This window comes from Undibacterium sp. Rencai35W (assembly GCF_049340185.1).
GTDB lineage: Bacteria > Pseudomonadota > Gammaproteobacteria > Burkholderiales > Burkholderiaceae_D > Undibacterium.
Genome location: NZ_JBMPPC010000006.1, coordinates 119,740 through 143,375 on the forward strand (window position 1 = coordinate 119,740; position 23,636 = coordinate 143,375).

The following is a 23,636-nucleotide window of genomic DNA, read 5'->3' on the forward strand; positions in this document are numbered from 1 at the left end:
TTTTGGCTGACATGCAGGACATTTATTTGATTGCATCGGCGGTGAATTGCCGTTCAAAAAAAGCCCAGATCATTGCCGGTCCATCCGGTGCCATGGGGGATGGTCCCAGCAATCGCGGGCGACGGAAGTAGGGTTGCGGAAGCCCGTGCCCGCCGCCATGAATGGCAACGAGTTCGACTTCCACTTTGGTGTTGTTGCGCCAGAAGAATTGCTCGACCTTCACACCGTCGGCGACTGTGCTGAGCTTTGTTGCAGGCTTACCAGAGAGATGGTTGAGGTCGGCAAAATATTGACCTGAGTCTTGCGACGAACGGACATTGCCACCTTTGTAAAATAAGCCAAAGAGACTCGATTCTCCACCATTAAACGGGACCAGCGGATCCTTGGTGCCATTCATGATCATGACCGAGGTGCCTGGAATGCCTGGAATGTCCTTAGTCAATTGCTCGGCGGGCTTACATTTAAAATTCTCCGGTGATGGGACGTTTGCCGATACCGCAGCAATCGCGCGAAACCGCGAAGACGCCTCTAGTGCAAGCCGAATCGACATAAATCCGCCAGACGATACGCCCGTTGCAAAAATGCGGTTCCGGTCGCTTCCGATGTCGGTGATGAGTTTGTCGGCGAGCGCACTGAGGAAGCCGGTATCGTCTACCTCACGTCCGTTGGCGCTGAAGTCGCCAACTTTGCTGCAATCGTTCCAGTCGAAACTATAAGAACTTGGATAGACGACTGCGAAGCCATGCTGGTCGGCGAGGCGCTCAAATCCATATCCGGTGTCGATCCGGATCTGCGCGCCGCTTTCACCCGATCCGTGCATGACCATCACCAGTGGCGCTCCTTTTGCCAGCCCTTGCGGTAGGTATGTCAGGTAAGTGCGCTTGAGTCCATTGACTTCAATGGACGCCTTCGTCAGCGTGCCAGATAGCTTCGGTAGCTCTGGCTCCGGTGAATAGATAAAGTAGCCAAATAGCAGGCCAGCTATTGTAATGAAGGCGATCAAACCCAAAAGGCAGAAGCGAAGAAAACGTAAAACACTTTTCATTAAAAGACCTCGTTGTTAGAACGATAGCTGGGTGCACCAGCGCAGATGTGTGCACAAACACTAACACGGCCAACCGGGTCTGGATGCTTTCGAATAAGCTGATTGAGTGCTTTGATTGTCTTGTGTTGTTATTAATTCCCCCTGTTCAGATATTTAGTCCGAGATCTGAACATGGCATCCATTGCAGCAGGAAATTGGCAGTCAAAAAAAGTGATTGACACCATATCCAATAAATTGGAAAATAAATCCATTATGAAAGAAGTTGATCGAGCCAATTGATCTACGCAATCCATACACACCATGCAAGCCAAAAAAATTACTCAACAGTCCAACCATCAGTCGGGCCAGCAGTCTGAACAGCAACCTGATACATCGCCTGACACATCGCCTGACATTAACCAGCGCATAGCAAACCGCCTGAGTAGCCTACGTGCAGAGCGTTCTATGTCCCTCGATGCGCTGGCAACCAAGTCGGGAGTGAGCCGGTCGATGATCTCTTTGATTGAGCGCGGGGAGAGTAGCCCGACCGCGGTGGTGCTGGATAAATTATCGTTTGGTCTGGGCGTGACGCTGGCGTCATTTTTTGAAGAGCCACAGCCCGATGCGAATCCTCTGGTGCGGCGCGAGGCGCAATTGCAATGGACCGATCCGCAGTCCGGTTATCGTCGCCGGAATATTTCGCCGCCGCATTTTCGTTCGTCTATCCAACTGGTCGAGGTGGAGTTCCCTGCCGGTGCGAGGGTGTCCTATGCCGCAGGCTTACGTGAGGTAGGGATACATCAGCAGGTCTGGATCCTGGACGGTTCTCTGGAAATTATATTGGGTGATGTACATCATCATCTGGAGAGCGGCGATTGTCTGGCGATGGATGAGAATAATGCGATTGTGTATCAAAACACTAGCAAGCGTCCGGTTCGTTATGTCGTTGCGATTAATACGGCATCGCTTTAAAAAAACACAGATGGTGAACTTAGATTGCCTGGTGATGAATTGGAATTGATCAGCTACTTTCAACAAGCTTATCAACTGATCTCTTCATTTATTTAACTACTACGGGAGTTTCTGATGTCCTCTGATCATGTGATCCAGTTATTGCAGACGATCGACGATGATGCTGATATCGCAGCGCTGTGTGATGTTCTGATCGATTGCGTCGACGGTGGGGCATCGGTCAGTTTTATGCAGCCGTTGTCGCATGCGAAGGCAGAGGCGTTCTGGCAGGGTGTCGCGGCGAGCGTAGTGCGCCAGGAGCGACTCTTGCTGGTTGCCAGAGATACTTCGGGCATGATCGTCGGTACGGTGCAGGCAGTATTGAGCCAGCCAGAGAATCAGCCACATCGCGGCGATATTTCCAAGCTGCTGGTGCATCGCCGTGCGCGTGCGCATGGATTCGGTGCAGCACTGATGCAGGCGGCAGAACAAGCGGCACGTGCAGCGGGAAAAACGCTGCTGGTGCTGGATACCGCGACCGGCGGTGGCGCTGAAGCTTTATATGAGCGGCTTGGCTGGCAGCGATGCGGACGTATTCCAGATTACGCCCTGTGGCCGCAAGGTGGTTTGTGCTCGACCACGATTTATTCCAAATCCATTTAATGGGTAAGTAAATAATAGGTGCCTAATTATTAGGTAAGTAAAATTCATATGGTCACTATCAATGTGGAATCGCCAGATCAGGCCGATGTGCTGGCTTTGATTGCCGAGCTGGACGCGTATCAACATAGTCTGTACCCGGCAGAAAGCGTGTATGCGCTTGACTTAACCGCGGTCTCTGCGCAGCATCTCATTTGTGCCGTCGCCCGTGATGCAGAGCAACGTGCGGTCGCCTGTGGCGCAGTTGTTCTGGCGTCAGAGTATGGTGAGATCAAGCGCATGTATGTACACCCTGAGCAGCGCGGAAAGGGCTTGGCGAAACGCCTACTGAATTTGCTGGAAGCCTCTGCCCGTCAGGCAGGCCGCCGGGAAATAAAGCTGGAAACCGGGCCACGCCAGACCGAGGCCTTACGTCTTTATGCGTTGGCTGGCTACAAGGTCTGCGGTCGGTTCGGCGATTATCCCGATGATCCTTTAAGCGTGTTTATGTGCAAAACTCTTCGTGCTTGAGGGGCGTGTATGCAAACTCCGTTTATGTTTAAGCAGGAGTTGATATCATTCCTGCACAAGCTCATGGATCACCAAACCCGCATGGGCGGGTAATGGCTCTAGCCATGCCTTATGTTTCAAGGCGCGCTTCGCATCATGCAGACCCGCTTGCCAGCGTTTGCTTACAGTCTCGCTGCTGAAGTCGATATCCTTAAAATACTGATCATCGGGCAGGGCTTTCATGATCAGGTGGACGACATTGATGGTGTGTTCGCAGCCCATTCTGATCAAGTTTTGTACTTCGGGTTTTTTACGTTCGGCGGCGGAGAGATGTTCGGTCAGATTGCGTATGGCCTTTTGCAGATTCTGGATGCGTTGACGGGTTTCTAACTGCTCCTTTGACCTGCTGGCGTATTGTATGCTTTTATAACGGGCGAGTGCTTCTGCCATGGTTTCCGGTGCTGCTTCGGTCGGATCCCATAGGTCAACCATAAAGCACAACGCATCACGTTCTACGGTATCTTCCAAAAAAACTTCCAGCGGTGTGTTCGAGTAGATGCCGCCATCCCAGTACATCCGTCCCTCAATCGCTACAGGTGGAAAGCCTGGTGGCAAAGCACCACTGGCCATAATATGTTCCGGGTCGATGTGTTGTTTGCTGCTGTCAAACGTCTTGATCTGACCGCTGTCGATATCGACGGCGCAGACACTGAGTCGCATCCGTCCTTCATTCAGATAGTCGAAGTTGATGTATTTTTCCAGCGTATCTTTGAGCGGACCGGTATCGTAAAAACTATTCTGACTTAACGGTACTTTGGCGTTCATATCCCAACCGGCACCAACGCGTGGTTTGAAAAATCCCGGTACACCGTTAGTCAGGGTGCCGATGGTTTCGGAAGAATTTTTCCAGCTATTCCAGGCATCAGCAGCGCTACCCCATTGCTGTAACCATGGCGAAAAAATTGACCACGGTTGATTTGGCCGTGTCGGTGGCGCCAGACTTTGCCAGAACGCCTGTAATTGCTGCACTCGCGTCTCGGGAGGATTGCCTGCAATCAGCGCACAATTGATGGCGCCAATCGACGTGCCGATCAGCCAGTCAAGCTGAAAGTCTTGCGCATGCAATTGCTCAAAGACACCTGCTTGATATGCACCCAAGGCACCACCGCCCTGGAGGATGAGGACGGTTTCTTGTTTTGGCATGGTATGAGGTGAGGATTAAATGTTTGTGAGGTTGCTAGGGGCGATAGTGCGATAGTGCGAGACCGTGCGAATTTGTTGCGATGCAATGATATTAACCTCATTGGCTATTTTGTGTTGCACAGATCACACCAACCATCATCACGGGTGACACACTATAAAGCGCCCATCAGTTTGCGGAGCTACACGCATTGCAGCCGACAGTTCTTTGCTTCATAAGGCCGGTGTGCGGCGTGCCGACGGGCGCAGTAGCGGGGCAAACAGCGTGATATCCGAAACGATGCGGTAAGAACACCAATAAAACCAATATCAAGCCAGCTGAAGCATCAAACTAACTTAAGCAATTGCACCTTGTGAATCAGTTGCACGACATTGTTCACTTCTAGTTTTCGCATTAAATTTTCGCGATGCTTGTCCACTGTTTTGGCAGATAGATTGAGTTGTGTCGCCATTTCTGCTGTGGAGAGTCCCTGGTAAATCAATTGCGCCGTTTGCAGTTCGCGTGCTGTCAGCTCGCTTGAGCAACTGTCGATTTGTTGTTGTACCTCCGCGCTCACTATCACGCGTCCTGCCATCACTTGCGCAATCGAATTCAGCAGCTCGGGACCGGAACAGTCTTTGAGTAATACCGCATCGGCCTTGGCGTCTTGTAATTGTTTAAGGTTGATACCTGAGGCGGAACCGGTCAGTGCGATTACTTTGAGTGCTGAGTAGCGCTGTTTGCACCAGGCCAGCACCGCCGATGATTCCCCGCCGGGCATGTGGTAATCGAGGATCAGTAAATCGATTTGATGTTGTTGTAGTAAAGCTTGTACCTGATCAAGGCTGCCAGCTTCAGCTACTACCTGATAATTGCCCCGTTGCTGTAGCAAGAGTTTCAGTCCCTGCCGGAAGATGGCGTGATCGTCGGCGAGCAGGATGTTCATAGGTCTCATGCACTGGGTAGATGTTAAAATTGAAATCAATTCTACAGGAAAACTATTACCTATTAAACATTACATCTATTATCGACGGTACCTGCATCGCAGCGGTCTGAGCATCTGGCTGGCTTTCTTGCTATGTTGCTGTATGGCAGAGGTGCAGGCAGCATCCTGCCAGGTACGTGGGCAGGAGATCGTGATCTTGCACGGCTGTGTCAGTGCGCTTGAACGCTCTGCAGTCAACCACGAATTCACCGTACCGGATTCGATACCGGCGAATGAGGGGCACTGGTATCGGATTGATTTGATTGCCGACGCCGATGCTGGCGACCGTCTGCTGGATCTGGGTATTCCTGATGCTTTTCAGGTACAAGTGTATGTACAGCAAGCCGGGCTCACGCAAACCGTGCTTAATCTCAATGAGAGCAGTCGCTATGCCGACCGGCCAGTGACGCACCGCAATTTGATAGCAGTATTGAGACTGACGCGTGGTCCGGCGCGTGTCTATATCTACTACCACTCACATGGCAAGACGCCGATGCTGGCGAGTTTGCTTACTGCAGCGCAGCTGAGCACCAGCGATACACTGATTAATCTGCTCAATGGCCTTATCTTCGGGATCATGCTGGTGATGTTACCGGTTCTTGCGCTGGGGTTTAATGCTCAGCGTAAGTTCGGCTACCGTATGTATGGTGCTGTAGTATTCTCGACGATGGTATTTATTGCACAGCTTGAGGGCTATACGTTTGCCTTCCTGTGGCCCGGGGCACCTGCCTGGAATATGCTCGCACCAGGTGCGCTGGGCATGCTGATGGTGATGACCAACATCGCATTTGCGATCAGTTTTTTACAGATGAAAAGCCGCATGCCACGCCTGTACCGGCTGTATTTGTGTATGTTTGGTCTGGCCTTGCTGGTTTTGATATTACATCTGATGTATGCACTCGATAATTTATTGATTATCCAGTCATTCACCTATTCAGTGATTGCGTGTGTCGTCGCTGCACAAGGCGTCCGGCAGCGGATAGAAGCTGCGCGATTTTATTTTTTAGGTACCTTATCGGTTGCAGTATTCCCGTTGTTGTTGGTTGGTTTTGTGTTGTTCTTAGTGAGACCATCTCTCCCGTTTTCGTTGCTTGCCTATCCTAAGTTCGGTTACCTCGCCGAGTCACTGCTGTTTGGTGCTGCCGTCATTAGCCAGATCGGAAAATTCAATACTCGTCAGGCTGAGCAACGGATACTTCGTTTAGCGGAGACTGAGCAATTGCTCGAAGCAGAGCAGGGTAAGCTTGCAGCCTTGAGTAAAGCTAATCAACAGCAACTGCAACTGGCATCGGTTAGCCATGATATTGCGCAGCCACTTGCTTCGTTGCGCTTTGCTGTCAGTGTGCTGGAGCAACATCAGGGCAACGAGCCGATTGCACAACATATCGACCATACGCTGCAATACGCGCAATCTTTACTCAAGGATTTGATTGCTCAGGTGCGTGACGATCGGCATGAGCCCGAACAAATCGTTCTCAATAAATTATTTGCCCAACTAGGTCTTGCGTTTCAGGGCATTGCCGCGAAAAACGGTTTGCGCCTGTCGATACACACTAGCAGATTGCGCTTTGAAGGATCTTCCTTATTGCTCACTCGCATACTCAGTAACCTGCTAGCGAATGCAATACGCTACACCCCCAAAGGACGCGTCGTACTCGGTGCCCGGCGCAGGCCAGATGGTATTGAGATTTTGCTGTTTGATACGGGATCCGGTATTCCTAAACATATCGAGCAAAATTTAATGCGCGCTTTTCAACAAGGTAGCAATGCCAGCAGCGACGGTTTTGGTCTAGGCTTGTATATCGTTAAAAACCTATGCCACCAGTGCGGCTATCAACTGCGTATCAATTCTCGCCCCGGGCATGGCAGTTGCGTCGCAGTATTTATTCCTATTCCTACATCCCACTAGCAACTACGGTGTTTACCGTATTACTTGTCTGTTCACCAAGTCCTAAACTGAACCTGCTGCTTATGGTAAGCATGCCAGGCTCTGACTCATTAGTGATGTCTGGCTTATTCAATTGTTCATCATTTTGAGGGTGTAAACCGAAGACTGCATTATCAGTTGCTCAGAAGATGATGTTTCTAAATTTAAATAAATATTGAGGTTGCAAACAACATGACAAAGATAGTTGCCACTGGCAAGGTACTTTATCAAGCAGCAAAATTTTTAAAAGGAAATACGACTTTCGTGGCGGATGGTCTGACTATGTGTAGCGCTGTAGTTATTCAAGTATTACATAAAGAAAAACCCATTGGAATATTAATGGCTCATCGAGGTCCGCAGCATAGAGACGAATTCATAAGAAATTTTAAAGAGGCGATAAAAACTATATCCGACGATCCCGGTATCGATAAAAACGTAGTTCAGTTTAAGGTTTTAGACATACAAACAGCACCTAGTACGGATATGTCAGGTGCAGGTTTAGATTTGCGTTCAGATGAATTGTTAATCGACGAAATTAAAACTGTTCTTAGCGGGCGTTTGCTAAATAGCACAGAGCTATCTCGTATGACTAAGCAAGGCGTATATGAGTCGGATATTGCAAATAAAATGGAGGCTTGTATGTTTGAAGATGGAAATATTGAAGTTACTCCACCAGGAAGGTCATCGAGGTCGGGCTGCACTATCAGTTGATGAGAAGTAGTTTTTTATCTTTTCATTGATATTAAACGGATCTAATCCCGAAGAGCTAACTCAACGAGGTGAAAGAATCGGTTCGATGGATCTAAATTTTCGTCAGCAAGAAATATGTGAAGTACTTACAGATACTGCCAGAAGTTAATGGAGAACGATACTCGCCGGCGAAAGTGACACGGTCTTGGTCATGCATTCGTCCGCATACGAATATCTTCTGGCTAATACAGTACGCTGCACTAGCAAAGTACGCACCATACTTGGAGCTAGGTTCTGGTTAGATGATTTGAGATTTTATTGGTTGATGTTTGATACCAGACCCGACTTTCCTCCGCATATTGAACAACATTGACCGCAAGCTTCTCAACAGGTAAAAAAGCCAGTAACGAGGGTTTCGGCCTACTCTTGTTCGTTATCAAAAATCTATTCCAACAGTGCAGTTAATAACTACACATTCCATCAAGAATGTGGCAGCTGCGCAACCGTTTACGCCGAACTCAAAATTGCAAAAAAACTACGGTGTTTACCGTATTACTTGTCTGTTCACCAAGTCCTAAACTGAATCTGCTGCTTACGGTAAGCACGCCAGGCTTTGACTCATTAGTGATGTCGGGCTTGTTTGAACTGTTCACTATTTAGGGATCAATCATGGCTGATAATTTTTACGGAACGCTCAAAGGTATTCCTATCGACTACCTCGTTTCGGCACCGCTGATGGCGGCAGGTCGCGCAAATATTGCGCTGGCACAGAGCATGGAAGAATTTGTTATGCAGATAGGATTTGTCGGCGGAGATCCAAAAAATGGCACGAATAATATCGTGTTCAATTTGGAACGACCTTACACCGATCCTGACACCAATCAGGTAACGACCCAAACAATTACTGTGACTTGTCCTTTATTGGGCTTGGTGCCGATTCCAGCGCTCTTGGTTGACAACGTGACAGTCGATTTTACAACGACAGTCGATACCTCATCGTCGAGCACCACAGCCACCAGTGCGACAGTCACCGGCAGCTACAAGGGCGGCTGTTTCGCTATGTCGGGGTCGGTCACTGCAAGTAAAAATCAAATGCGCTCCTCCAACCAATCTGCAACCTATTCATTTCACGTCCAGGCCGACCAGCAGCCTGCAACCGAGGGAATGGGTAAGTTGATGGATGTGATGGCGTCTTGCATTACGCCAGTTCCCACGACTGCATCCAAATAAAAATTAGGTAGATTTGGAAAAGGCCTCAAGCAGCATCTATATCGAGGCGTTTCCATATCACTGTCCATTGAGATTTTCCATCAAAGTAAATCGAGATTTTTATGAATAAGAGTAAATTAAAAAACGGTAACGCAGACGAAAAATTAAGCGGAGTGCGTCTGCCAGACGGCCGCATGCCATGTCCTGTCTGCAGCGTGACCGTGACAGTGCCTATGGCATCACTGTTGGGGGGATTGGCAATTTTTTGCGGGGGCTGTGGCGTCAAACTATCAATCGACATGAATGCCAGCCGGAACGCGCTATCCGCAATCAGAAAAACTCAAAATACACTGGGTGATATTGATAAAACCCATCAGCCAGCAGCTGGTTATGATGCCACAATCAATAAGAGGTTCTCGTGAACATCTGCACTCTCGATGATTTGCTTCAAGCGATCAGCAATGCGGTTTCTAACGCAAATAGCTTTGTTCAAAAGGCCGCCAAGGACTCTCACAAGGAATTCTTTAACTCAAGTGCGGACGGCACCCTATCACCTAAAACTGTACCTATGTTGCTACCCAACCGTCATGTGATCAATGAAGACGGCAAGCAGGGCGAGACGGAAAGTGTTCAGAATATTCCCGAGAGCACATTAACCCATCACAACCAGATAGTGCTCGACGCCATGACCATGGATATTGATTGTTTGGTGGAGGAACTTAAGGAGAATAAAGACGGCCCCGCTTTGCTGGTATTGAAGTTAGGCGGCGACCTGCGTGGCAGATCCAGTGTCGGTCGACTAAATCTGAGCTTTAAAACTTCTAGTCCACCAGAAGGCGTCGCTCGCCTGAACGATGAATTATTGAAAAGCACTTGATCATGCTGAATAAAATACCGCGTCTGAGTGATCTGATTGAAGCTGCTGCCAGCGCCGTGGTGACGGCGAATCAACGGCTGTGTAAAGGCACAATCGATTACATCAAATCATTTTTTGTTAGCGAGCCTGATGGCAACTATCGGCCGAGAACCGTCAGTCTGGCAACCAATATCGATCAGCCTGTGTTGACCGACGCATTACAGTTGCCAGTAGCAAGTTTGATCCCGCAGGCCAATTTGGCGCTGGCCGTGGCAAAGATTGATTTCTCGCAAAATATCACGCACTTGTCTCGGCTCAATGGGCAACTGATCCTTCATGGTCACTTGAGTTCAGCGAAGGGAAAAAGAGCCAGTCGCATGCCGGTCATGAGCATAGTCGTGTCGGTCAAGAGTCAGCCAGCCTCAGAGGGCATGCTGCGCTTAAATGATTCACTCAACAGTGCCGGAATTTCTCAAGCTGTTGACGTGCAAGGAGTGGCACCATGAATCAAGCGCTTCGCGTTGTGTTGCCTGCTGAAGAATCAGAACGGGTGCGAACTATGTTGAAAAACAGAAAGCTCAAGCTCAGAGACCAACTCTGGGATCATGCACCACTGATACTTTTGACGGTAATGATCACCCAGCTCATGTTGTTGGCGTTGGGTGGTGCATATGTTTGGCAGAACTGGGCGAGTAAAAAACAAAATCTACAAGCTAGCAAAACTATTGCACTAAATCAGAATGCTGCAAATGTTTCATCAATATCGGTGGCAACTCCAGTGCCAGCAGCACTCGCAGAGAGGTTCAAATCACCGGAATTGATTTCACCGGTCGAATTTTCCGCACTGAAGAGCGCCAGGCCCAGCGTGCTTTTCGGGATACGGGTATCAGCGCGTCAAGGCCAAATCAACTGGTCACGACTCAAGGCGGCAGGCGTCGCATTTGTTTCGATCAAAGCGACCGAGGGCAGCGACATAGTTGACCCTCAATTCAAGCGCAACTGGCAGTCTGCCGCAGACGCTCGCATAGCGCGTAGTGCTTACCATGTCTACACCAGCAAGGCCAGCGCACAAGACCAGGCCAAACACTATACAAGGACCTTGTCAGCTGTATCGGCAACCGGTGATGCTGAACTACCGGCAGTGCTGGAGCTAGAGTCTGCCATGTCAAAAGGCGAAGACATTTACCGCGCTAAGGATGAACTATTTAAATGGCTGCGACTGGTCCGGCAAGACACCGGAATGAAGCCACTCATCTACGGAAGTCTGAGTCTGTTCGACGGTTATCTGAAAGGCAGTGCCCTGAAGACCTATCCAATCTGGTTGACTGAATACAGCAAGGGACCGACGCAGTATCCCCAAGGCTGGCCGAGGTGGGCGTTTTGGCAGTTGACGGAAAAAGGAAAGATCGATGGCGTGCAAGGTGAGCTTGAGTTCAGTCAGTTTAGTGGGAGCGAGGCAAGCTTTGAGCGAATAGTACGAAAACAGAAGTAACCCTGCTTGTTTACCAAATTAAGTTTATGCATGTTTTCTGCCAGCGACGGTGTCGTAATTCCCGAGGAATCGAGAATCCTTATCTACAAGTTTAAATGCATAGCTGACTAATAATATTACTGAGTTAAATCGAAAGAGAGACAAAATGCTATTAAATACGATTGAATATGAAGCAGGAACATGGGAAATATCGAACGGCGGGTGCTTATCTAGAATTACATTGAGCGCGGACGCAGTATTGTCCGGAAATTCAGATGCTGATTCCGACTTACCCGAAAATATTGTGCAAGCAAGACGAGTTTATAAGGACTTAAAATCAGGGCACTTATTGAATGCAAATTTTCTCGGGCCAGGAAACGACGCAAGGAATATGACTATATTGAGTAGCAGTGGAAATTCAGCTCATTTGAAACAGTTTGAAGATCCGTTGAGAAATTTTTTATTAAAGATACAAAGTATATTTACAGACAAAAGATTTAAAAATCTTGAAATTCGCAACGAGGATTCTGGGTTCCCAGAGTTAACACGTCGTCGTGGGGAAAATTCTTTCCTTAACCTCGACTTATTTAAACAAGTCAGCTTCGAGACAACTATTACCGTCGAAAGGAGTAGCGAACACTACGAGTTAGATGGTGGTGGTCAGATACCTGAATATCTTACATGTAGCGCTAGCACAGAAGTTCGTTGGCCTGAGCAGAGCAGTAGTATGCATAAAACTGAGAATCTTAAAGATTTTGTCGGTTACATAACTGAGAAAAGAGATGCATTTTCTGATTGGCGTAAGCGCATACAAAAAGAAATAGAAGGCAAGGAAAAAAATAAAAAAAACAAAGAATCTGACTCTTTTTGGCGGGATTCTGCAAGTGGGATACAAAATTGGGAGAATCTACTCTATGAGTTAAATATTGCACAGAGTTTGTGGAAAGATATAAGTACGGACACGGAAGATAATATATGTATAAAAGTTACTATTGCCAATGCGGAGAGAATCGCTACTGGTCTAGTAACAAATGACGAAGGGATGATGTCCACGTCCAATGGAAAAGAGTCCAAGAAGAGAAAAAATGAAAGTTTTGGGAGTAAGCAAAACAAGATATCTACCGTAGAACAAGATATGCCTGAAGAAGATATAGTTTAGTCCTCAGACGGAAACAATTGCCTCATTTTCGCAATCTGCAATGCAGCAGATCATCGCGATCCAGATTCAAATGTTGTGAAGAAAATTCGCACAGAATTAAAAGAAAAAGGATTCGGTCAGATCGGGGAAATGTTGGTAGCTGACCAGGCAGTAGTGGATATCATACGGGCACACTTGGAAATTCGAGAGGGTATCCTTATTAAATGTGAAAACCAAGCTGAGAATCGAGTAATTCCTGGTGCAGAAGATTACACAATTGAAATTTTTTATAAAGGCCATCACTTTAGCGATCAACAGTTATGGTAAAGCCCAATATAGCTAAAACACTGAAACTAGCCAACGCAGCGTTTAACTTGTTCTATCAACAAGCGATCTGGAGTGAAGATAATGGATGCAATTGAGACTATCCCAGCTGGTAATCCAGCTGAACCTATCGCGGCTATGAAAATTGTTCATGGTAATACTAGATTGGCAGCCTCCCTCCAAGAAGCAAAAATCCTGTTGGCGTATGCAGCTCGGCATGGCGATTTAGTCGACGAAAATGTCATCAAGATTATCGTCACTAGCGGGACTCTGCATGCGAATGCGGCGTTGAGCGATGCAGATGAAACGGCGTTTTGGATAGCTTTTAATGCCCTGACCAAGGCAAGTAGCCCCGTTACGGCAGAGAGTCTGGAGTCGATTTATGACTCAAACGTGGCAGGTATCTCAAAAAAATCACTCGCCAGAAAGACAGTGATTCTGTATCAGGCGTTCGCTATTCTCACGCTATGTCTGCTACTCATCGCGCAAATTTACTGGCTCTTTGGCACGAAGTTAATCGAGGATGTGTACAGCGTCCGGACCGAACAAACAAAACCGCAAATGACAGATCAAGCCAAACAACAAAGCGCGCAAACAGATGTCGTCGTGAGTCAGGGGACGGATGCTGAGAGCTACAAGCAATCACTACAAAGACAAAATCAGCTGACTATGGAATTGAGAAGTGTTTCCTTAAAATCCTGGTGCAACTGGTGGCTGCCGTATTGTGACAACAGGAAGGTGCTGAGCAAGCAGGCAGAAGATAGCGAGCATGAAAATTTAGCGAATTTTCTCACCTCGAAATTGATGATCGAGGTGTTGCAAATCTATTTATTACCGCTCTTATATGGCGCTCTGGGAAGCTGTGTTTATATACTGCGGACATTGGCATCGGAGATTGCTGCCTGCACTTATTCCAGAACCATGAATATCGGATTTACGATACGTTTTTTTCTTGGCACATTAGCTGGGATGGTCATCGCATGGTTCGTGACACCGGACACTTCTGGCGGATTGTTTAAATCCTTATCACCATTTGCGCTGGCATTTTTGGCGGGTTACAACGTCGAAATTTTATTCTCTCTGATGGATCGGTTTCTCATGGCATTTACGAATAAGAAATCCGGAGAATAAAACCTCATCCGACCTGATGTTGAGAGGTAAGAATATTCACTATGAGCCACCGATAAGGACTGACATGACATCAAAAAGCCCATTGAAAGGAATTGATGTTTCACATTATCAGGGAGCGGTAGATTGGTCCGCCGTTAGGAATGCAGGGATCTCGTTTGCCTTTGCTAAAGCGAGCGATGGCAATACCTATGTTGATCCGCAATTTCGGACTAACTGGCAAGCGATGAAAGTGGCCGGAGTCGTGCGTGGCGCCTATCATTTTTATGAAACTAAAGACGATCCGCTGACTCAAGCGAACAATTTCATTGAGGCGCTTGACTCGCTGGATTCTGACGATCTGCCACCCGTGGTCGACATAGAGTGCTACAACGGCGCGTTCGGAACGACCTCTCTTGCCAGCAATTTACATAGCTGGTTAGATACCGTCAGCAAGGCGTTCGGCCGTACTCCTGTTATCTATACCGGCAGTTCATTTTGGAATACGTATTTGGGTAGCGTTGATTTTTCTGCCTATCCGCTGTGGATCGCAGAATACGATGTTAGTCAGCCCAAAATACCGAATGGATGGAGTAACTGGACTTTCTGGCAGTCATCACAAAGTGGTAGCGTAGCAGGTGTTAGCGGTGCTGTTGATCTGGACCAATTTGCAGGATCCAGTATGGCTGAACTCTCTGTATTGTTCGGCGCATAAACAGGCGGTGAGAACGAGGATTGCTTACCAAGCCGGGCAATCGATTAATCTATCGATCAACGTGACAGGACGATTCATCTACTTGTTGTTGATATGAGCGAGCGGATTTAAATAAAAAAGCGCCGAAGTTTCCTTGGGCGCTTTTTTTGAACAGATCGCGATTGCTACAACGCAGACTTTGACTATGCCACGTTCAACAGCATGTCATTGAGACGTTTTACGAAGCTGCTTGGATCTGCTAATGCGCCGCCTTCGGCGAGCATTGCCTGATCGAACAGGATGTTAGCCCAGTCGTCAAACTTCTTCTCTTCATACTTCAGACGTTGAACTAAAGGATGGTCTGGATTGACTTCAAGAATCGGTTTTGATTCTGGTGCTACCTGACCTGCTGCTTTTAGCATACGCATCAGGTTGCCGGACAATTCGTTGTCATCGGCAACCAGGCAGGCAGGCGAATCAGTCAGGCGGAAGCTCACACGCACATCCTTGGCTTTGTCGGTCAAGGCGGCTTTCATCTTCTCAACGAGATCTTTGAATTGCGTTTCGGTTTCTTCGTGCTGCTTTTTCTCGGCTTCATCTTCGAGCGTGCCGAGGTTCAGGTCACCTTTTGCAACCGAGACCAGTTCTTTGCCGTCGAAGTCGTTCAGGAAAGACAGCATCCATTCGTCTACACGATCCGTCAGCAATAAGACTTCGACGCCTTTTTTGCGGAAGATTTCCAGGTGCGGACTGTTTTTTGCTGCGGCATAGCTTTCGGCTGTGACGTAGTAAATTTTTTCCTGTCCTTCTTTAGTGCGGCTCAGATAGTCGGCGAAAGAGACGGTCTGTGCATCGCTATCGTTGTGTGTGGAGGCAAAGCGCAATAGTTTTGCGATACGTTCTTTGTTCGCGGCATCTTCGCCTATGCCTTCTTTCAATACCTGACCAAACTCGGTCCAGAAGCTGGCGTATTTATCTTTCTTGGCTTGAGAGTCTTCGTCGCCTTCAGCATTTGCTAATTCTTCCAGCATACCGAGAACGCGTTTCGTCGAGCCTTCGCGAATCGCCTTGATATCGCGGCTTTCCTGCAAAATTTCACGTGAGACATTCAGGGGCAGATCATTGGAGTCGATGACACCTTTCACAAAGCGCAGATACACCGGCATTAATTGCTCGGCATCGTCCATGATGAAGACGCGTTTGACATAGAGTTTGATACCGCCACGTTTATTGCGGTCCCACATATCGAACGGTGCTCGGGCGGGGATGTACAGTAATTGCGTATATTCGCTGCGACCCTCAACACGGTTATGCGTATGCGTCAGCGGAGCGCTGTAATCGTGTGAAATATGTTTGTAGAATTCTTCGTATTGCTCAGGTGTGACCTCGCTCTTGCTGCGTGCCCACAAGGCGCTGGCTTGATTGACCGTTTCCAGTTCGTCTTTCAGCACCTGTTCTTTTTTCTCTTCATCCCACTCTTCTTTTTGCATCAGAATCGGCAAAGAGATGTGGTCGGAGTAGGTGCGGATCACGGACTTCAATTTCCATGCAGAGAGGAAGTCATCTTCACCCTCGCGCAGGTGCAGCGTGATGGATGTGCCGCGATCGGCTTTCGTGATGTCTTCAACGCTGAAGTCGCCAGCGCCTTCGGATTCCCAGCGCACACCTGCATCGGCGGCAGTGCCAGCACGACGTGATTCAACCGTGATTTTGTCCGCGACGATAAAGCCGGAATAGAACCCTACGCCGAACTGACCAATCATGGCTGCATCTTTTTGCTGGTCGCCAGACAGTTTGCCGAAAAATTCTTTGGTGCCAGACTTGGCAATCGTCCCCAGATGCGCAATCGCGTCGTCACGTGTCATCCCGATGCCGTTGTCAGCGATGGTGATGGTACGTGCAGTTTTATCGAAACTGACTTTGATCTTGAGTTCAGGATCGTTTTCAAACAAGGCAGCGTTATTGATGGCCTCAAAACGCAGCTTGTCGGCAGCGTCGGAAGCGTTTGAAATCAGTTCGCGCAAGAAAATTTCCTTGTTGGAATACAGCGAATGAATCATCAACTGCAACAGTTGTTTGACTTCGGCTTGAAAGCCCATGGTTTGTTTTTGGTCGGACATGTTTCCCTCAAACTATTTTTATGGATGGTGAAAAGCAGAAAGATTTTGCTTGTCTGTTATGTGGCTGAGTTGAGTTTTTTCAAGATCCGGGCATTAGTAAATAACGATACTAGGAGTAAGTATCAATAAATAATGGCTTAATCCGCTTTATTTACGTGGGGATTTAAAAATACTCCCTGTAAATGGATTTTTAATAAAAATAGAATGTGAGTAATAAGGTTCACCGGACACGACGCATTTCAGCATTCGTGTTCGCGGTGCAACTTGTAAAAATCGCCTTAGAAATAGTGAAGTTCTATTGTTAATTTGTTATATATTAAAATTGCAACTACAATCCTATCTCATGGTCAAAACTGATTAACGTGTAATTCCCAATAGGCAGGTGCTGCCAGGGAAGATCAGCCCAGATCGGATCAGTGCAAATGACAACACCGTTCTCAGCAATATCCAACAAAGACTGAACATGATGCGTCGAATGATCGCTGCCTTGTGCTTTTTAAGGTTCTTATGGTTTGCGCTGTTTGCTGTCTTCATGACGGCGGGAACTTGCTCGGCAGTTGATTTGTATGTCAGTAATTTATTTGCCCAGGATCCGGCACAGGCCGCGATCGCCACCAGTGTGCCGTCAGAGCAGGCGACTTTTGAGAGTATCAACGAGCGCATTGCGAAAGAACTCAAGCGGCGTTGCCCCATCGCTATCGAGCTGAAGATCGTTCCCGCAGCACGCCATATTGAATTATTTCCCAGGTCAAAAGAGGCTTTCAGCATTTCTCGTCGCGACAATTTTAGTGACGAAGACGGCGTTATTCTGGCAGAGGTGATTCAGATTCCCGTCGTGGTCGTCGCAGTGCGCGGTGCCAGGCTCAAGACCTATGACGACCTCATCGCACTCGCTGCCATCAACGGCGTTGGTGCCATGCGACGTATTAACTATCCTCCGCTATCACAGGACAGCCGCATCCGAAAAGTCGATATCAATTCCGTAGAAAACGGATTACGTATGTTGGAAGCCGGGCGTATCTCGGCGCTGGCAGGTACCCAACCAGCGATTCTTGCTGCGGCAAAGCGCAGGGGAAGTCTAGACAATTTGGGGCCGATGGTCGTTATCGCTTATGGTTCCTACGTCTTGCGCGTTCGCCCTGATTTTGAAAAAAATGTTGTGGCAATTCAGGTACGCGACACGATGCTGGAGATGAAAAGGAATGGCACGATTGATCGTATCTACGCCGAGTTTCAGGAAGAATTACGTCGCCCTCTTTGAACGGGTTTTAATTGCTGATTGTTGTTGATTTTTGTTTGCGAATAATACTGATGGTACTGAGAGTGCTGGCATAGCAGTGACTTCGTGCATTTTTCTAATTACGTCAACATGAATATACTTTTTCGTTTAGTTTCGATACTCTCCCTCACACTGATCTGGATGCCGGCATCCGAGGCAGTGAACATCTATCTGACCGAAGTCACGCCGTATGCATTTGCGATAGAGCAAAAGGATAAATTTGACGGCGTTAACGTGCGTATCGTCAAAGAGTTAAGCAAGCGATCTGGTATTCCCCTCGACATCATCGTTGTCCCGAGTTCGCGACATGTCACCCAATTCCCGCTGGAAAAAGAGGCCTACAGTATTTCTCAGATCAATAATTTTACTGAGGAAGAAGGTGTTCAGCTTGCCGACATCACCGCTTATCCCATTGTGGTCGTCATCGCTCACGGTGTTGTCGCAAAATCCTATGAAGATCTGATCTGGATCTCTGCCGAAAAAGGGATAGGCACCATGCGACGCCTCAGTTACGGTCCTTTCGGGCAGGACGGGCGTATCAAAAAAGTCGAAGTCAATACGCTGGAAAACGGTTTTCGTATGCTGGAGTCAGGACGACTCGCCGGCCTGATCGGTAGCCAACCCGCCATCCTTGCCGCAGCAGAAAAAACAGGCTCTGAAGCAATGCTGGCAAACGTATTACAGATCGGCTACGGTGCTCACGTATTACGTAGTCGTCCGGAGTTCGCAAAAAGCGCAAACTCGAAAGCACTTGTGCAGGCGCTACAAGAGATGAAAAAAGACGGGACGATTATGCGGATTTTTGGGGAGTTTCAAAAGCGTTAGATCACTAGAGGTCGTAGCGCTAAGTAGTGAAAACTATTTTAACTCCCTCTTTTACAAGAGGGGAGAATGACAGCGATGATGCAGAATTGTAATTTGTGAATGTCCTATAATGATTCGCCGGAAAATGATGTCGCCTTCCGGATCTGCATCCCTCCCGCGGTATCCTCAATCTCGTATCCCAGACCCTGAATCTCCGTACGCAGTGCATCTGATTCTGCCCAGTTTTTATTCAGGCGACAGAGGCGACGGCGTTCTGCCAGTGCTTGTACTTCGGCTGGTATGAGGAAGGTAGCTGGTTGCCAGTTCGCCAGATCGAGGCCCAGTACGCGGTCGAACTGATTGAGTGTGGCTTTTTTATCGGCATCATTCAGCGTTGATTTTAAAACTTCCCACATGACGACCAGTGCTTTTGGTAGATTCAGGTCCTGATTGATTTCAGTATGGAAGCGAGTCACGTAGCTGCCGTCGGCCTTGCCGCCTTCTGGCAGGGCGAAGTACGTATCACGTAATCTGCCTAGTGCAGTTTGCGCTGCTTCTAATGCGTCCCAGCTAAAATTCATCTGACTGCGGTAGTGTGCCGACAGACATAAGAATCGATACGCCAGCGGATCAATCTGCTGGTCGATTAATGTTTGCAGTCTTAGAAAGTCACCGCTGGATTTAGACATTTTTCCTGCGTCGATTTGTAAGAAGTAGCCATGCATCCAGTAGTTGGCGAGGCGTGTGCCATGGCATGCCTGATTTTGCGCAATCTCGTTGCTGTGATGGATGGCGATATGATCTTCGCCGCCGCAATGGATATCGAACCACGGTTCGAGATATTTGCTTGCCATTGCCGAGCATTCGATATGCCAGCCCGGAAAACCGCGTCCCCACGGGCTATCCCATTCCATCTGGCGCTGTTCATCTGCAGGACTGAATTTCCAAAGGGCGAAATCGGTCGCATGCTTTTTTTCACCGAGTTCGACGCGCTTGCCAGCCTCAATACCATCGCGGTTGAGACGTGCCAGATAGCCGTAATCCTCTTGTTGAGACGTGTCGAAATATACGCCGTCGCTGGTAATGTAGGTAAATCCTTTTTGTTCGATCGCGGCGATAAAATCGATTTGCTCTGCGATGTGATCGGTCGCTTTGCACCAGATGGCGGGTGGCAGCATGTTCAGGTTGTTCAGGTCGGATGTAAAGGCGACGGTAAATCTCTCGGCGATATCCCATGCAGATTCACCAGCTTTGCGACTGCCTTTTTCCATTTTATCTTCACCGTCGTCGGCGTCCGAGACCAGATGGCCGACGTCAGTGATATTGATGACGTGGCGCACCACGTGACCATTAAATTCTAGTGTGCGGCGTAAGAGATCTTCAAACAGGTAGGTACGCAGGTTACCGATATGTGCGTAGTCATACACTGTCGGGCCGCAGCAATACAGACCGATCCAGTCTTGGCGTAATGGCGTGAACAAACGGAGCTGGCGTTCCCAATTGTCGTAGAGATAGAGTTGCATAGCGAATGAGAAATTAAATTAAAGGAAAGAGTGAGGCGTTCACTGGCGCACGTCATGGCTTGTTAGCGATTGACAAGCTTTGGTACATGCCGTCCATGACGGTGTTGTTGCAGTCAAGCGTGTGCGAAAACGAGATCAGCAGGGGATCAACAGCGACAACAGGGCGACATTACTGGCGCAGACGTCAGACTGCCTGCGAGTACAGGCGTGCTGTCAGCGGATGCAATACTGGTCTGGTGGTTGTATGTTGTCACAGTGTAGTGAGTGTAGTGAGTGTGGCGAGTGTGAATTCGGGTGAATATAGGTAAATAAGGACAAGCGAATAAGATAAGAATTTATCACAGAAGTTGTCTATCTAGTCGAATTGTTTGCCCGGAGAAATGTTTGAACAGATTGTCTTGCAGTTCAGTTTGCACTCTGCGTTCGGCACCATATAATCAGATCACAGGATCGCAATGCTATCGAATCGAATAGTTGATTCGTCAGCTTTATCAACCGGTGAAAATAAGAAAAGTAGGGAGAGCACGATGCAAGTACGTTATCCCGATGTCAGCGATGAGACCTATCGCAGTTATTATCTGAAGCAAGACAGAGGACAATGCCGCAAGCTGGTCAGGATTGTGCTGTGGACGAGTTTGCCGCTGCTGTATGTCGACTATTTATTTCATGGCCTGACGATAAGCTTACTGGCGTTGCTGGTCTTGCGTACGGTAGTCGTGATTGGATCAGCAGTGTTGTTGAAGCGACTTGCTACGACTCCCAGCGCAGAGACGTTACAGCGAGATATGTTGCTGTGGATCGTGCCAGTGTTGTTCACCCAATTTGCCAGTAATGCGAGTTTGCCGCGTGAGTATTTTGGGCATTATCTGATTGATGCCTGGCTGGTGATGATTTATTTTATTGCGATTCCCCTACCTTTGCGGGTATTGCGTGCACCGATGATTGTGTTTGTGACGGCGTCTTTGTGTTTGCTGGCATATCAGCAGGCAGCATTGTCCGCTTATACGATCAGCGTCACGTCGATGCTGTTGGCTGGCGCATATTCAGGGCATGCTATCTCGGCGTATCTGCATCGCTATCGTCGTAAAATTCTCAGTGCCGAGCAAGAGATAGAGCGTCAATCGACGATTGATCCGGTGACCGGTGTTGTCAATCGCCGCGAATTTATGCGTATCTCAGATTCTGAATTGCAGCGTCATGTGCGTCTGGGTAAATCCTTATCGATCCTGGTGCTTGATCTGGATCAGCTCAAGCAGATTAGTGATCTGCACGGACATCATGCGGGCGATATTGTGCTGGTTGAAGTCACGCGCAGGATGAAGCGGGCAACCCGCAGTTATGATTGTCTGGCGCGATATGGCAATGAAGAATTTTGTATTCTTTTGCCAGAGGCCAGCGCCGAAGACGCGGACCGGATTGCGGCTCGTACCCGTGCGACTGTACTGGCAATGCCGGTAGCGTATTCTGGTAAAGAGTTGCGTGTCACGGTCAGCATGGGCGTTGCGACGATGCAGGAGGGCGATACCGCATCGAGCATGTTGCAGCGTGCTGATGCCTCGCTAGCCAAGGCCCGAGTGGCGAATGATCACGCGTATGACAGCGTGATCGGTGGCGAGGCCTGAGCTTGCCGACCTTGCAAACCCGCATCATTTCTATGACACTTCTTTTTGCAAAAACTCCCAGACGCCGGGATCTGACATCGCAGCAATATTGATGCGCATTCTGGTGGAAGGGAGTTGGTTCGGCGAGAACAAACTGCCTGGCGCCAATAGAAAACCTTGCTCCATTGCTTTCTCGGTCAGGGCATTGGTGTCACAGCCAGTATCGGTCCACAAGAACATGCCAGCAGGTGTGCGGTAATCGACCTTCATTCCGAGATGCTCGATACGCTTAGTCACATCATCCCGTACAGAGTCCAGTTTGACGCGAATGCGATCGACGTGTTTGCGGTAATGACCTTCGGACAAAATTTTATACACCACGCGTTCACCGATTTCGGTCGTCGTCAGGGTTGACAGCATCTTGCGGTCTGACAGGCGCACGGCTAATTCATGTGAGGTCGCGATAAAGCCGACACGCAAATTGGCTGCCAGTGTTTTAGAAAAACCACCTAAATAAATTACGCGGTTCAATTGATCCAGTGCAGCGATGCGCGTCGCTGCTTGTACTGCGGTGCCGGGATGCATGTCGCAATAAATATCATCCTCAACCACCATGAAATTATGTTCTTCGGCGGTCTTTAATACCTGAAAGGCTTTTGCCGCGGATAAGGATGTGGAGGTCGGATTGTGCATGACCGAATTGATGATGTAGAGCTTGGGCTTATGCAAAGCGGCGAGTTCGGCGAGCTTGATCACGTCCGGGCCGTCATGCAAACGCGGAATGCCGATGACTTTAGCGCCGAGAATCGCGAAGGAGGCAAACATCAAAAACCAGGCAGGATCATCAACGAAGATGGTGTCACCCGGTCGTGTAAATTCGCGTGCGACCAGGTCCAGCGCCTGGGTGACGCCAGTCGTCATGACGATCTGCTCGGGTGCGGCGGCGATTTCGAGTTCGGCAAGCTTTAATTGCAATTGCTGACGCAGAGGCAGAAATCCTTGTGGTGTGCCATAGTGCAATAACAGATTCTGATTCAGGCGGCTGATGGAGCGCAGTCCATTGGCGACCAGTTCACCATCCAGCCAGTCATGCGGCAGGACGCCGGAGCCAGGCATTTTTTGCGGCGGTAATTGGCGAAACATATTCCGTACCAGCCAGACCACATCAAGCTGCTGTGATCCCGCGATAGTTTGCGGAGTAGTGTCATGCTGGGTCATCATCGAGGCACGTTCGCGCACAAAAAATCCCGAGCCGCGACGTGATTCCAGATAGCCTTTTGCCACCAGCCTGTCATAGGCTTCGACCACGGTGAAGCGCGAGACGCCTTGCTCATCTGCGAATTGGCGTATCGACGGCATACGTGCCCCATTGCGCAACAGCTTGTCGTCAATGCGGGTTGCGATATTGCGGACAATCTGCTCCACCAGTGAGCCGCCAGAGTCGCGCGAAATAATGCTGCTGCCGTTCATAGCTCATCCTCAAAGAAACTGTATCAAAGAAATTGTACTGGGAAAGTTGCCGTAACAGTGTGGAAATTATCTTTTTTATTGTATTGGTACTGTATTGGTTTTTGCGCTTAGGATAGCACAAACAGATGGGTGCG

At 48.6% G+C, this 23,636-nt stretch carries 23 protein-coding genes; 17 read left to right on the top strand and 6 right to left on the bottom strand.

Annotated features, from left to right (window positions below; all coding sequences use genetic code 11):
• Positions 1–22: 22 nt before the first annotated feature.
• Positions 23–1,045: an alpha/beta hydrolase family esterase gene (locus ACO0K3_RS14405; protein WP_422985721.1), complete on the bottom strand. Its 1,023-nt coding sequence runs from the start codon at positions 1,043–1,045 to the stop codon at positions 23–25.
• A gap of 300 nt (positions 1,046–1,345) precedes the next feature.
• Between ACO0K3_RS14405 and ACO0K3_RS14410 the strand changes: the two genes are divergently transcribed.
• From ACO0K3_RS14410 to ACO0K3_RS14420, 3 genes are all read left to right on the top strand, one after another.
• Positions 1,346–1,996, top strand: a complete 651-nt coding sequence (locus ACO0K3_RS14410) for a helix-turn-helix domain-containing protein (protein ID WP_422985723.1) — start codon at positions 1,346–1,348, stop codon at positions 1,994–1,996.
• Between the two features lie 114 nt (positions 1,997–2,110).
• Entirely contained in the window at positions 2,111–2,638 is a 528-nt protein-coding gene (locus tag ACO0K3_RS14415) for a GNAT family N-acetyltransferase (RefSeq protein WP_422985725.1), read from the top strand.
• A 48-nt stretch (positions 2,639–2,686) separates the two neighbouring features.
• On the top strand, positions 2,687–3,145 hold the full coding sequence (locus tag ACO0K3_RS14420; RefSeq protein WP_422985727.1) for a GNAT family N-acetyltransferase: 459 nt from the start codon (positions 2,687–2,689) through the stop codon (positions 3,143–3,145).
• Between the two features lie 45 nt (positions 3,146–3,190).
• Here ACO0K3_RS14420 and ACO0K3_RS14425 read toward each other — a convergent pair whose 3' ends face one another.
• Positions 3,191–4,327 carry a DUF3734 domain-containing protein gene (locus ACO0K3_RS14425; RefSeq protein ID WP_422985729.1) on the bottom strand — a complete coding sequence of 379 codons (1,137 nt, stop codon included), beginning with the start codon at positions 4,325–4,327 and terminating at the stop codon, positions 3,191–3,193.
• A 323-nt stretch (positions 4,328–4,650) separates the two neighbouring features.
• Positions 4,651–5,250: a response regulator transcription factor gene (locus ACO0K3_RS14430; protein ID WP_422985731.1), complete on the bottom strand. Its 600-nt coding sequence runs from the start codon at positions 5,248–5,250 to the stop codon at positions 4,651–4,653.
• 7 nt (positions 5,251–5,257) lie between these two features.
• Between ACO0K3_RS14430 and ACO0K3_RS14435 the strand changes: the two genes are divergently transcribed.
• The 11 genes from ACO0K3_RS14435 to ACO0K3_RS14485 all read left to right on the top strand — a co-directional run bounded on the left by ACO0K3_RS14435 (position 5,258) and on the right by ACO0K3_RS14485 (position 14,726).
• On the top strand, positions 5,258–7,198 hold the full coding sequence (locus tag ACO0K3_RS14435; protein WP_422985733.1) for a sensor histidine kinase: 1,941 nt from the start codon (positions 5,258–5,260) through the stop codon (positions 7,196–7,198).
• Positions 7,199–7,408: 210 nt separating this feature from the next.
• Positions 7,409–7,927 carry a hypothetical protein gene (locus tag ACO0K3_RS14440; protein WP_422985735.1) on the top strand — a complete coding sequence of 173 codons (519 nt, stop codon included), beginning with the start codon at positions 7,409–7,411 and terminating at the stop codon, positions 7,925–7,927.
• A 648-nt stretch (positions 7,928–8,575) separates the two neighbouring features.
• Positions 8,576–9,136: a DUF2589 domain-containing protein gene (locus ACO0K3_RS14445; protein ID WP_422957107.1), complete on the top strand. Its 561-nt coding sequence runs from the start codon at positions 8,576–8,578 to the stop codon at positions 9,134–9,136.
• A gap of 101 nt (positions 9,137–9,237) precedes the next feature.
• Entirely contained in the window at positions 9,238–9,537 is a 300-nt protein-coding gene (locus ACO0K3_RS14450; RefSeq protein WP_422985737.1) for a hypothetical protein, read from the top strand.
• Positions 9,534–9,992, top strand: coding sequence for a DUF2589 domain-containing protein (locus ACO0K3_RS14455; RefSeq protein WP_422985739.1), 459 nt, complete (start codon positions 9,534–9,536; stop codon positions 9,990–9,992). Before ACO0K3_RS14450 ends, ACO0K3_RS14455 begins: the two co-directional genes overlap by 4 nt.
• Before the next feature lie 2 nt (positions 9,993–9,994).
• On the top strand, positions 9,995–10,477 hold the full coding sequence (locus ACO0K3_RS14460; protein ID WP_422985741.1) for a DUF2589 domain-containing protein: 483 nt from the start codon (positions 9,995–9,997) through the stop codon (positions 10,475–10,477).
• On the top strand, positions 10,474–11,463 hold the full coding sequence (locus ACO0K3_RS14465; RefSeq protein ID WP_422985743.1) for a glycoside hydrolase family 25 protein: 990 nt from the start codon (positions 10,474–10,476) through the stop codon (positions 11,461–11,463). Before ACO0K3_RS14460 ends, ACO0K3_RS14465 begins: the two co-directional genes overlap by 4 nt.
• Before the next feature lie 145 nt (positions 11,464–11,608).
• Complete coding sequence (locus tag ACO0K3_RS14470) at positions 11,609–12,601, top strand: hypothetical protein (protein WP_422985745.1); 993 nt, start codon at positions 11,609–11,611, stop codon at positions 12,599–12,601.
• Between the two features lie 75 nt (positions 12,602–12,676).
• On the top strand, positions 12,677–12,907 hold the full coding sequence (locus ACO0K3_RS14475; protein WP_422985747.1) for a hypothetical protein: 231 nt from the start codon (positions 12,677–12,679) through the stop codon (positions 12,905–12,907).
• Between the two features lie 162 nt (positions 12,908–13,069).
• Positions 13,070–14,035, top strand: a complete 966-nt coding sequence (locus ACO0K3_RS14480; RefSeq protein ID WP_422985749.1) for a hypothetical protein — start codon at positions 13,070–13,072, stop codon at positions 14,033–14,035.
• A 64-nt stretch (positions 14,036–14,099) separates the two neighbouring features.
• Positions 14,100–14,726: a glycoside hydrolase family 25 protein gene (locus ACO0K3_RS14485; RefSeq protein WP_422985751.1), complete on the top strand. Its 627-nt coding sequence runs from the start codon at positions 14,100–14,102 to the stop codon at positions 14,724–14,726.
• Positions 14,727–14,908: 182 nt separating this feature from the next.
• Here the strand turns inward: ACO0K3_RS14485 and htpG are convergent, their stop codons facing one another.
• Entirely contained in the window at positions 14,909–16,825 is a 1,917-nt protein-coding gene (gene htpG, locus ACO0K3_RS14490) for a molecular chaperone HtpG (RefSeq protein ID WP_422985753.1), read from the bottom strand.
• Between the two features lie 463 nt (positions 16,826–17,288).
• On the opposite strand from htpG, the gene ACO0K3_RS14495 reads away from it, so the two are divergent.
• Positions 17,289–18,086: a hypothetical protein gene (locus ACO0K3_RS14495; protein WP_422985755.1), complete on the top strand. Its 798-nt coding sequence runs from the start codon at positions 17,289–17,291 to the stop codon at positions 18,084–18,086.
• Between the two features lie 108 nt (positions 18,087–18,194).
• Positions 18,195–18,929 (top strand): substrate-binding periplasmic protein, encoded by a 735-nt coding sequence (locus tag ACO0K3_RS14500; protein ID WP_422985757.1) that lies wholly within the window; start codon positions 18,195–18,197, stop codon positions 18,927–18,929.
• A gap of 104 nt (positions 18,930–19,033) precedes the next feature.
• Here the strand turns inward: ACO0K3_RS14500 and cysS are convergent, their stop codons facing one another.
• Positions 19,034–20,431, bottom strand: a complete 1,398-nt coding sequence (gene cysS / locus ACO0K3_RS14505; RefSeq protein WP_422985759.1) for a cysteine--tRNA ligase — start codon at positions 20,429–20,431, stop codon at positions 19,034–19,036.
• Positions 20,432–20,958: 527 nt separating this feature from the next.
• Between cysS and ACO0K3_RS14510 the strand changes: the two genes are divergently transcribed.
• A complete protein-coding gene (locus ACO0K3_RS14510; RefSeq protein ID WP_422985761.1) occupies positions 20,959–22,053 on the top strand; it encodes a GGDEF domain-containing protein in 1,095 nt (364 codons plus the stop codon).
• Positions 22,054–22,083: 30 nt separating this feature from the next.
• On the opposite strand, the gene ACO0K3_RS14515 is transcribed toward ACO0K3_RS14510, so the two are convergent.
• Entirely contained in the window at positions 22,084–23,502 is a 1,419-nt protein-coding gene (locus ACO0K3_RS14515) for a PLP-dependent aminotransferase family protein (protein ID WP_422985763.1), read from the bottom strand.
• Between the last annotated feature and the right edge of the window lie 134 nt (positions 23,503–23,636).

Excerpts from the sequence above, each read along its gene's own strand:
- ACO0K3_RS14405 (WP_422985721.1), bottom strand. The coding sequence starts at position 1,045 with ATGAAAAGTGTTTTACGTTTTCTTCGCTTCTGCCTTTTGGGTTTGATC.
- ACO0K3_RS14410 (WP_422985723.1), top strand. The coding sequence starts at position 1,346 with ATGCAAGCCAAAAAAATTACTCAACAGTCCAACCATCAGTCGGGCCAG.
- ACO0K3_RS14415 (WP_422985725.1), top strand. The coding sequence starts at position 2,111 with ATGTCCTCTGATCATGTGATCCAGTTATTGCAGACGATCGACGATGAT.
- ACO0K3_RS14420 (WP_422985727.1), top strand. The coding sequence starts at position 2,687 with ATGGTCACTATCAATGTGGAATCGCCAGATCAGGCCGATGTGCTGGCT.
- ACO0K3_RS14425 (WP_422985729.1), bottom strand. The coding sequence starts at position 4,327 with ATGCCAAAACAAGAAACCGTCCTCATCCTCCAGGGCGGTGGTGCCTTG.
- ACO0K3_RS14430 (WP_422985731.1), bottom strand. The coding sequence starts at position 5,250 with ATGAACATCCTGCTCGCCGACGATCACGCCATCTTCCGGCAGGGACTG.
- ACO0K3_RS14435 (WP_422985733.1), top strand. The coding sequence starts at position 5,258 with ATGCACTGGGTAGATGTTAAAATTGAAATCAATTCTACAGGAAAACTA.
- ACO0K3_RS14440 (WP_422985735.1), top strand. The coding sequence starts at position 7,409 with ATGACAAAGATAGTTGCCACTGGCAAGGTACTTTATCAAGCAGCAAAA.
- ACO0K3_RS14445 (WP_422957107.1), top strand. The coding sequence starts at position 8,576 with ATGGCTGATAATTTTTACGGAACGCTCAAAGGTATTCCTATCGACTAC.
- ACO0K3_RS14450 (WP_422985737.1), top strand. The coding sequence starts at position 9,238 with ATGAATAAGAGTAAATTAAAAAACGGTAACGCAGACGAAAAATTAAGC.
- ACO0K3_RS14460 (WP_422985741.1), top strand. The coding sequence starts at position 9,995 with ATGCTGAATAAAATACCGCGTCTGAGTGATCTGATTGAAGCTGCTGCC.
- ACO0K3_RS14465 (WP_422985743.1), top strand. The coding sequence starts at position 10,474 with ATGAATCAAGCGCTTCGCGTTGTGTTGCCTGCTGAAGAATCAGAACGG.
- ACO0K3_RS14470 (WP_422985745.1), top strand. The coding sequence starts at position 11,609 with ATGCTATTAAATACGATTGAATATGAAGCAGGAACATGGGAAATATCG.
- ACO0K3_RS14485 (WP_422985751.1), top strand. The coding sequence starts at position 14,100 with ATGACATCAAAAAGCCCATTGAAAGGAATTGATGTTTCACATTATCAG.
- htpG (WP_422985753.1), bottom strand. The coding sequence starts at position 16,825 with ATGTCCGACCAAAAACAAACCATGGGCTTTCAAGCCGAAGTCAAACAA.
- ACO0K3_RS14495 (WP_422985755.1), top strand. The coding sequence starts at position 17,289 with ATGATGCGTCGAATGATCGCTGCCTTGTGCTTTTTAAGGTTCTTATGG.
- ACO0K3_RS14500 (WP_422985757.1), top strand. The coding sequence starts at position 18,195 with ATGAATATACTTTTTCGTTTAGTTTCGATACTCTCCCTCACACTGATC.
- cysS (WP_422985759.1), bottom strand. The coding sequence starts at position 20,431 with ATGCAACTCTATCTCTACGACAATTGGGAACGCCAGCTCCGTTTGTTC.
- ACO0K3_RS14510 (WP_422985761.1), top strand. The coding sequence starts at position 20,959 with ATGCAAGTACGTTATCCCGATGTCAGCGATGAGACCTATCGCAGTTAT.
- ACO0K3_RS14515 (WP_422985763.1), bottom strand. The coding sequence starts at position 23,502 with ATGAACGGCAGCAGCATTATTTCGCGCGACTCTGGCGGCTCACTGGTG.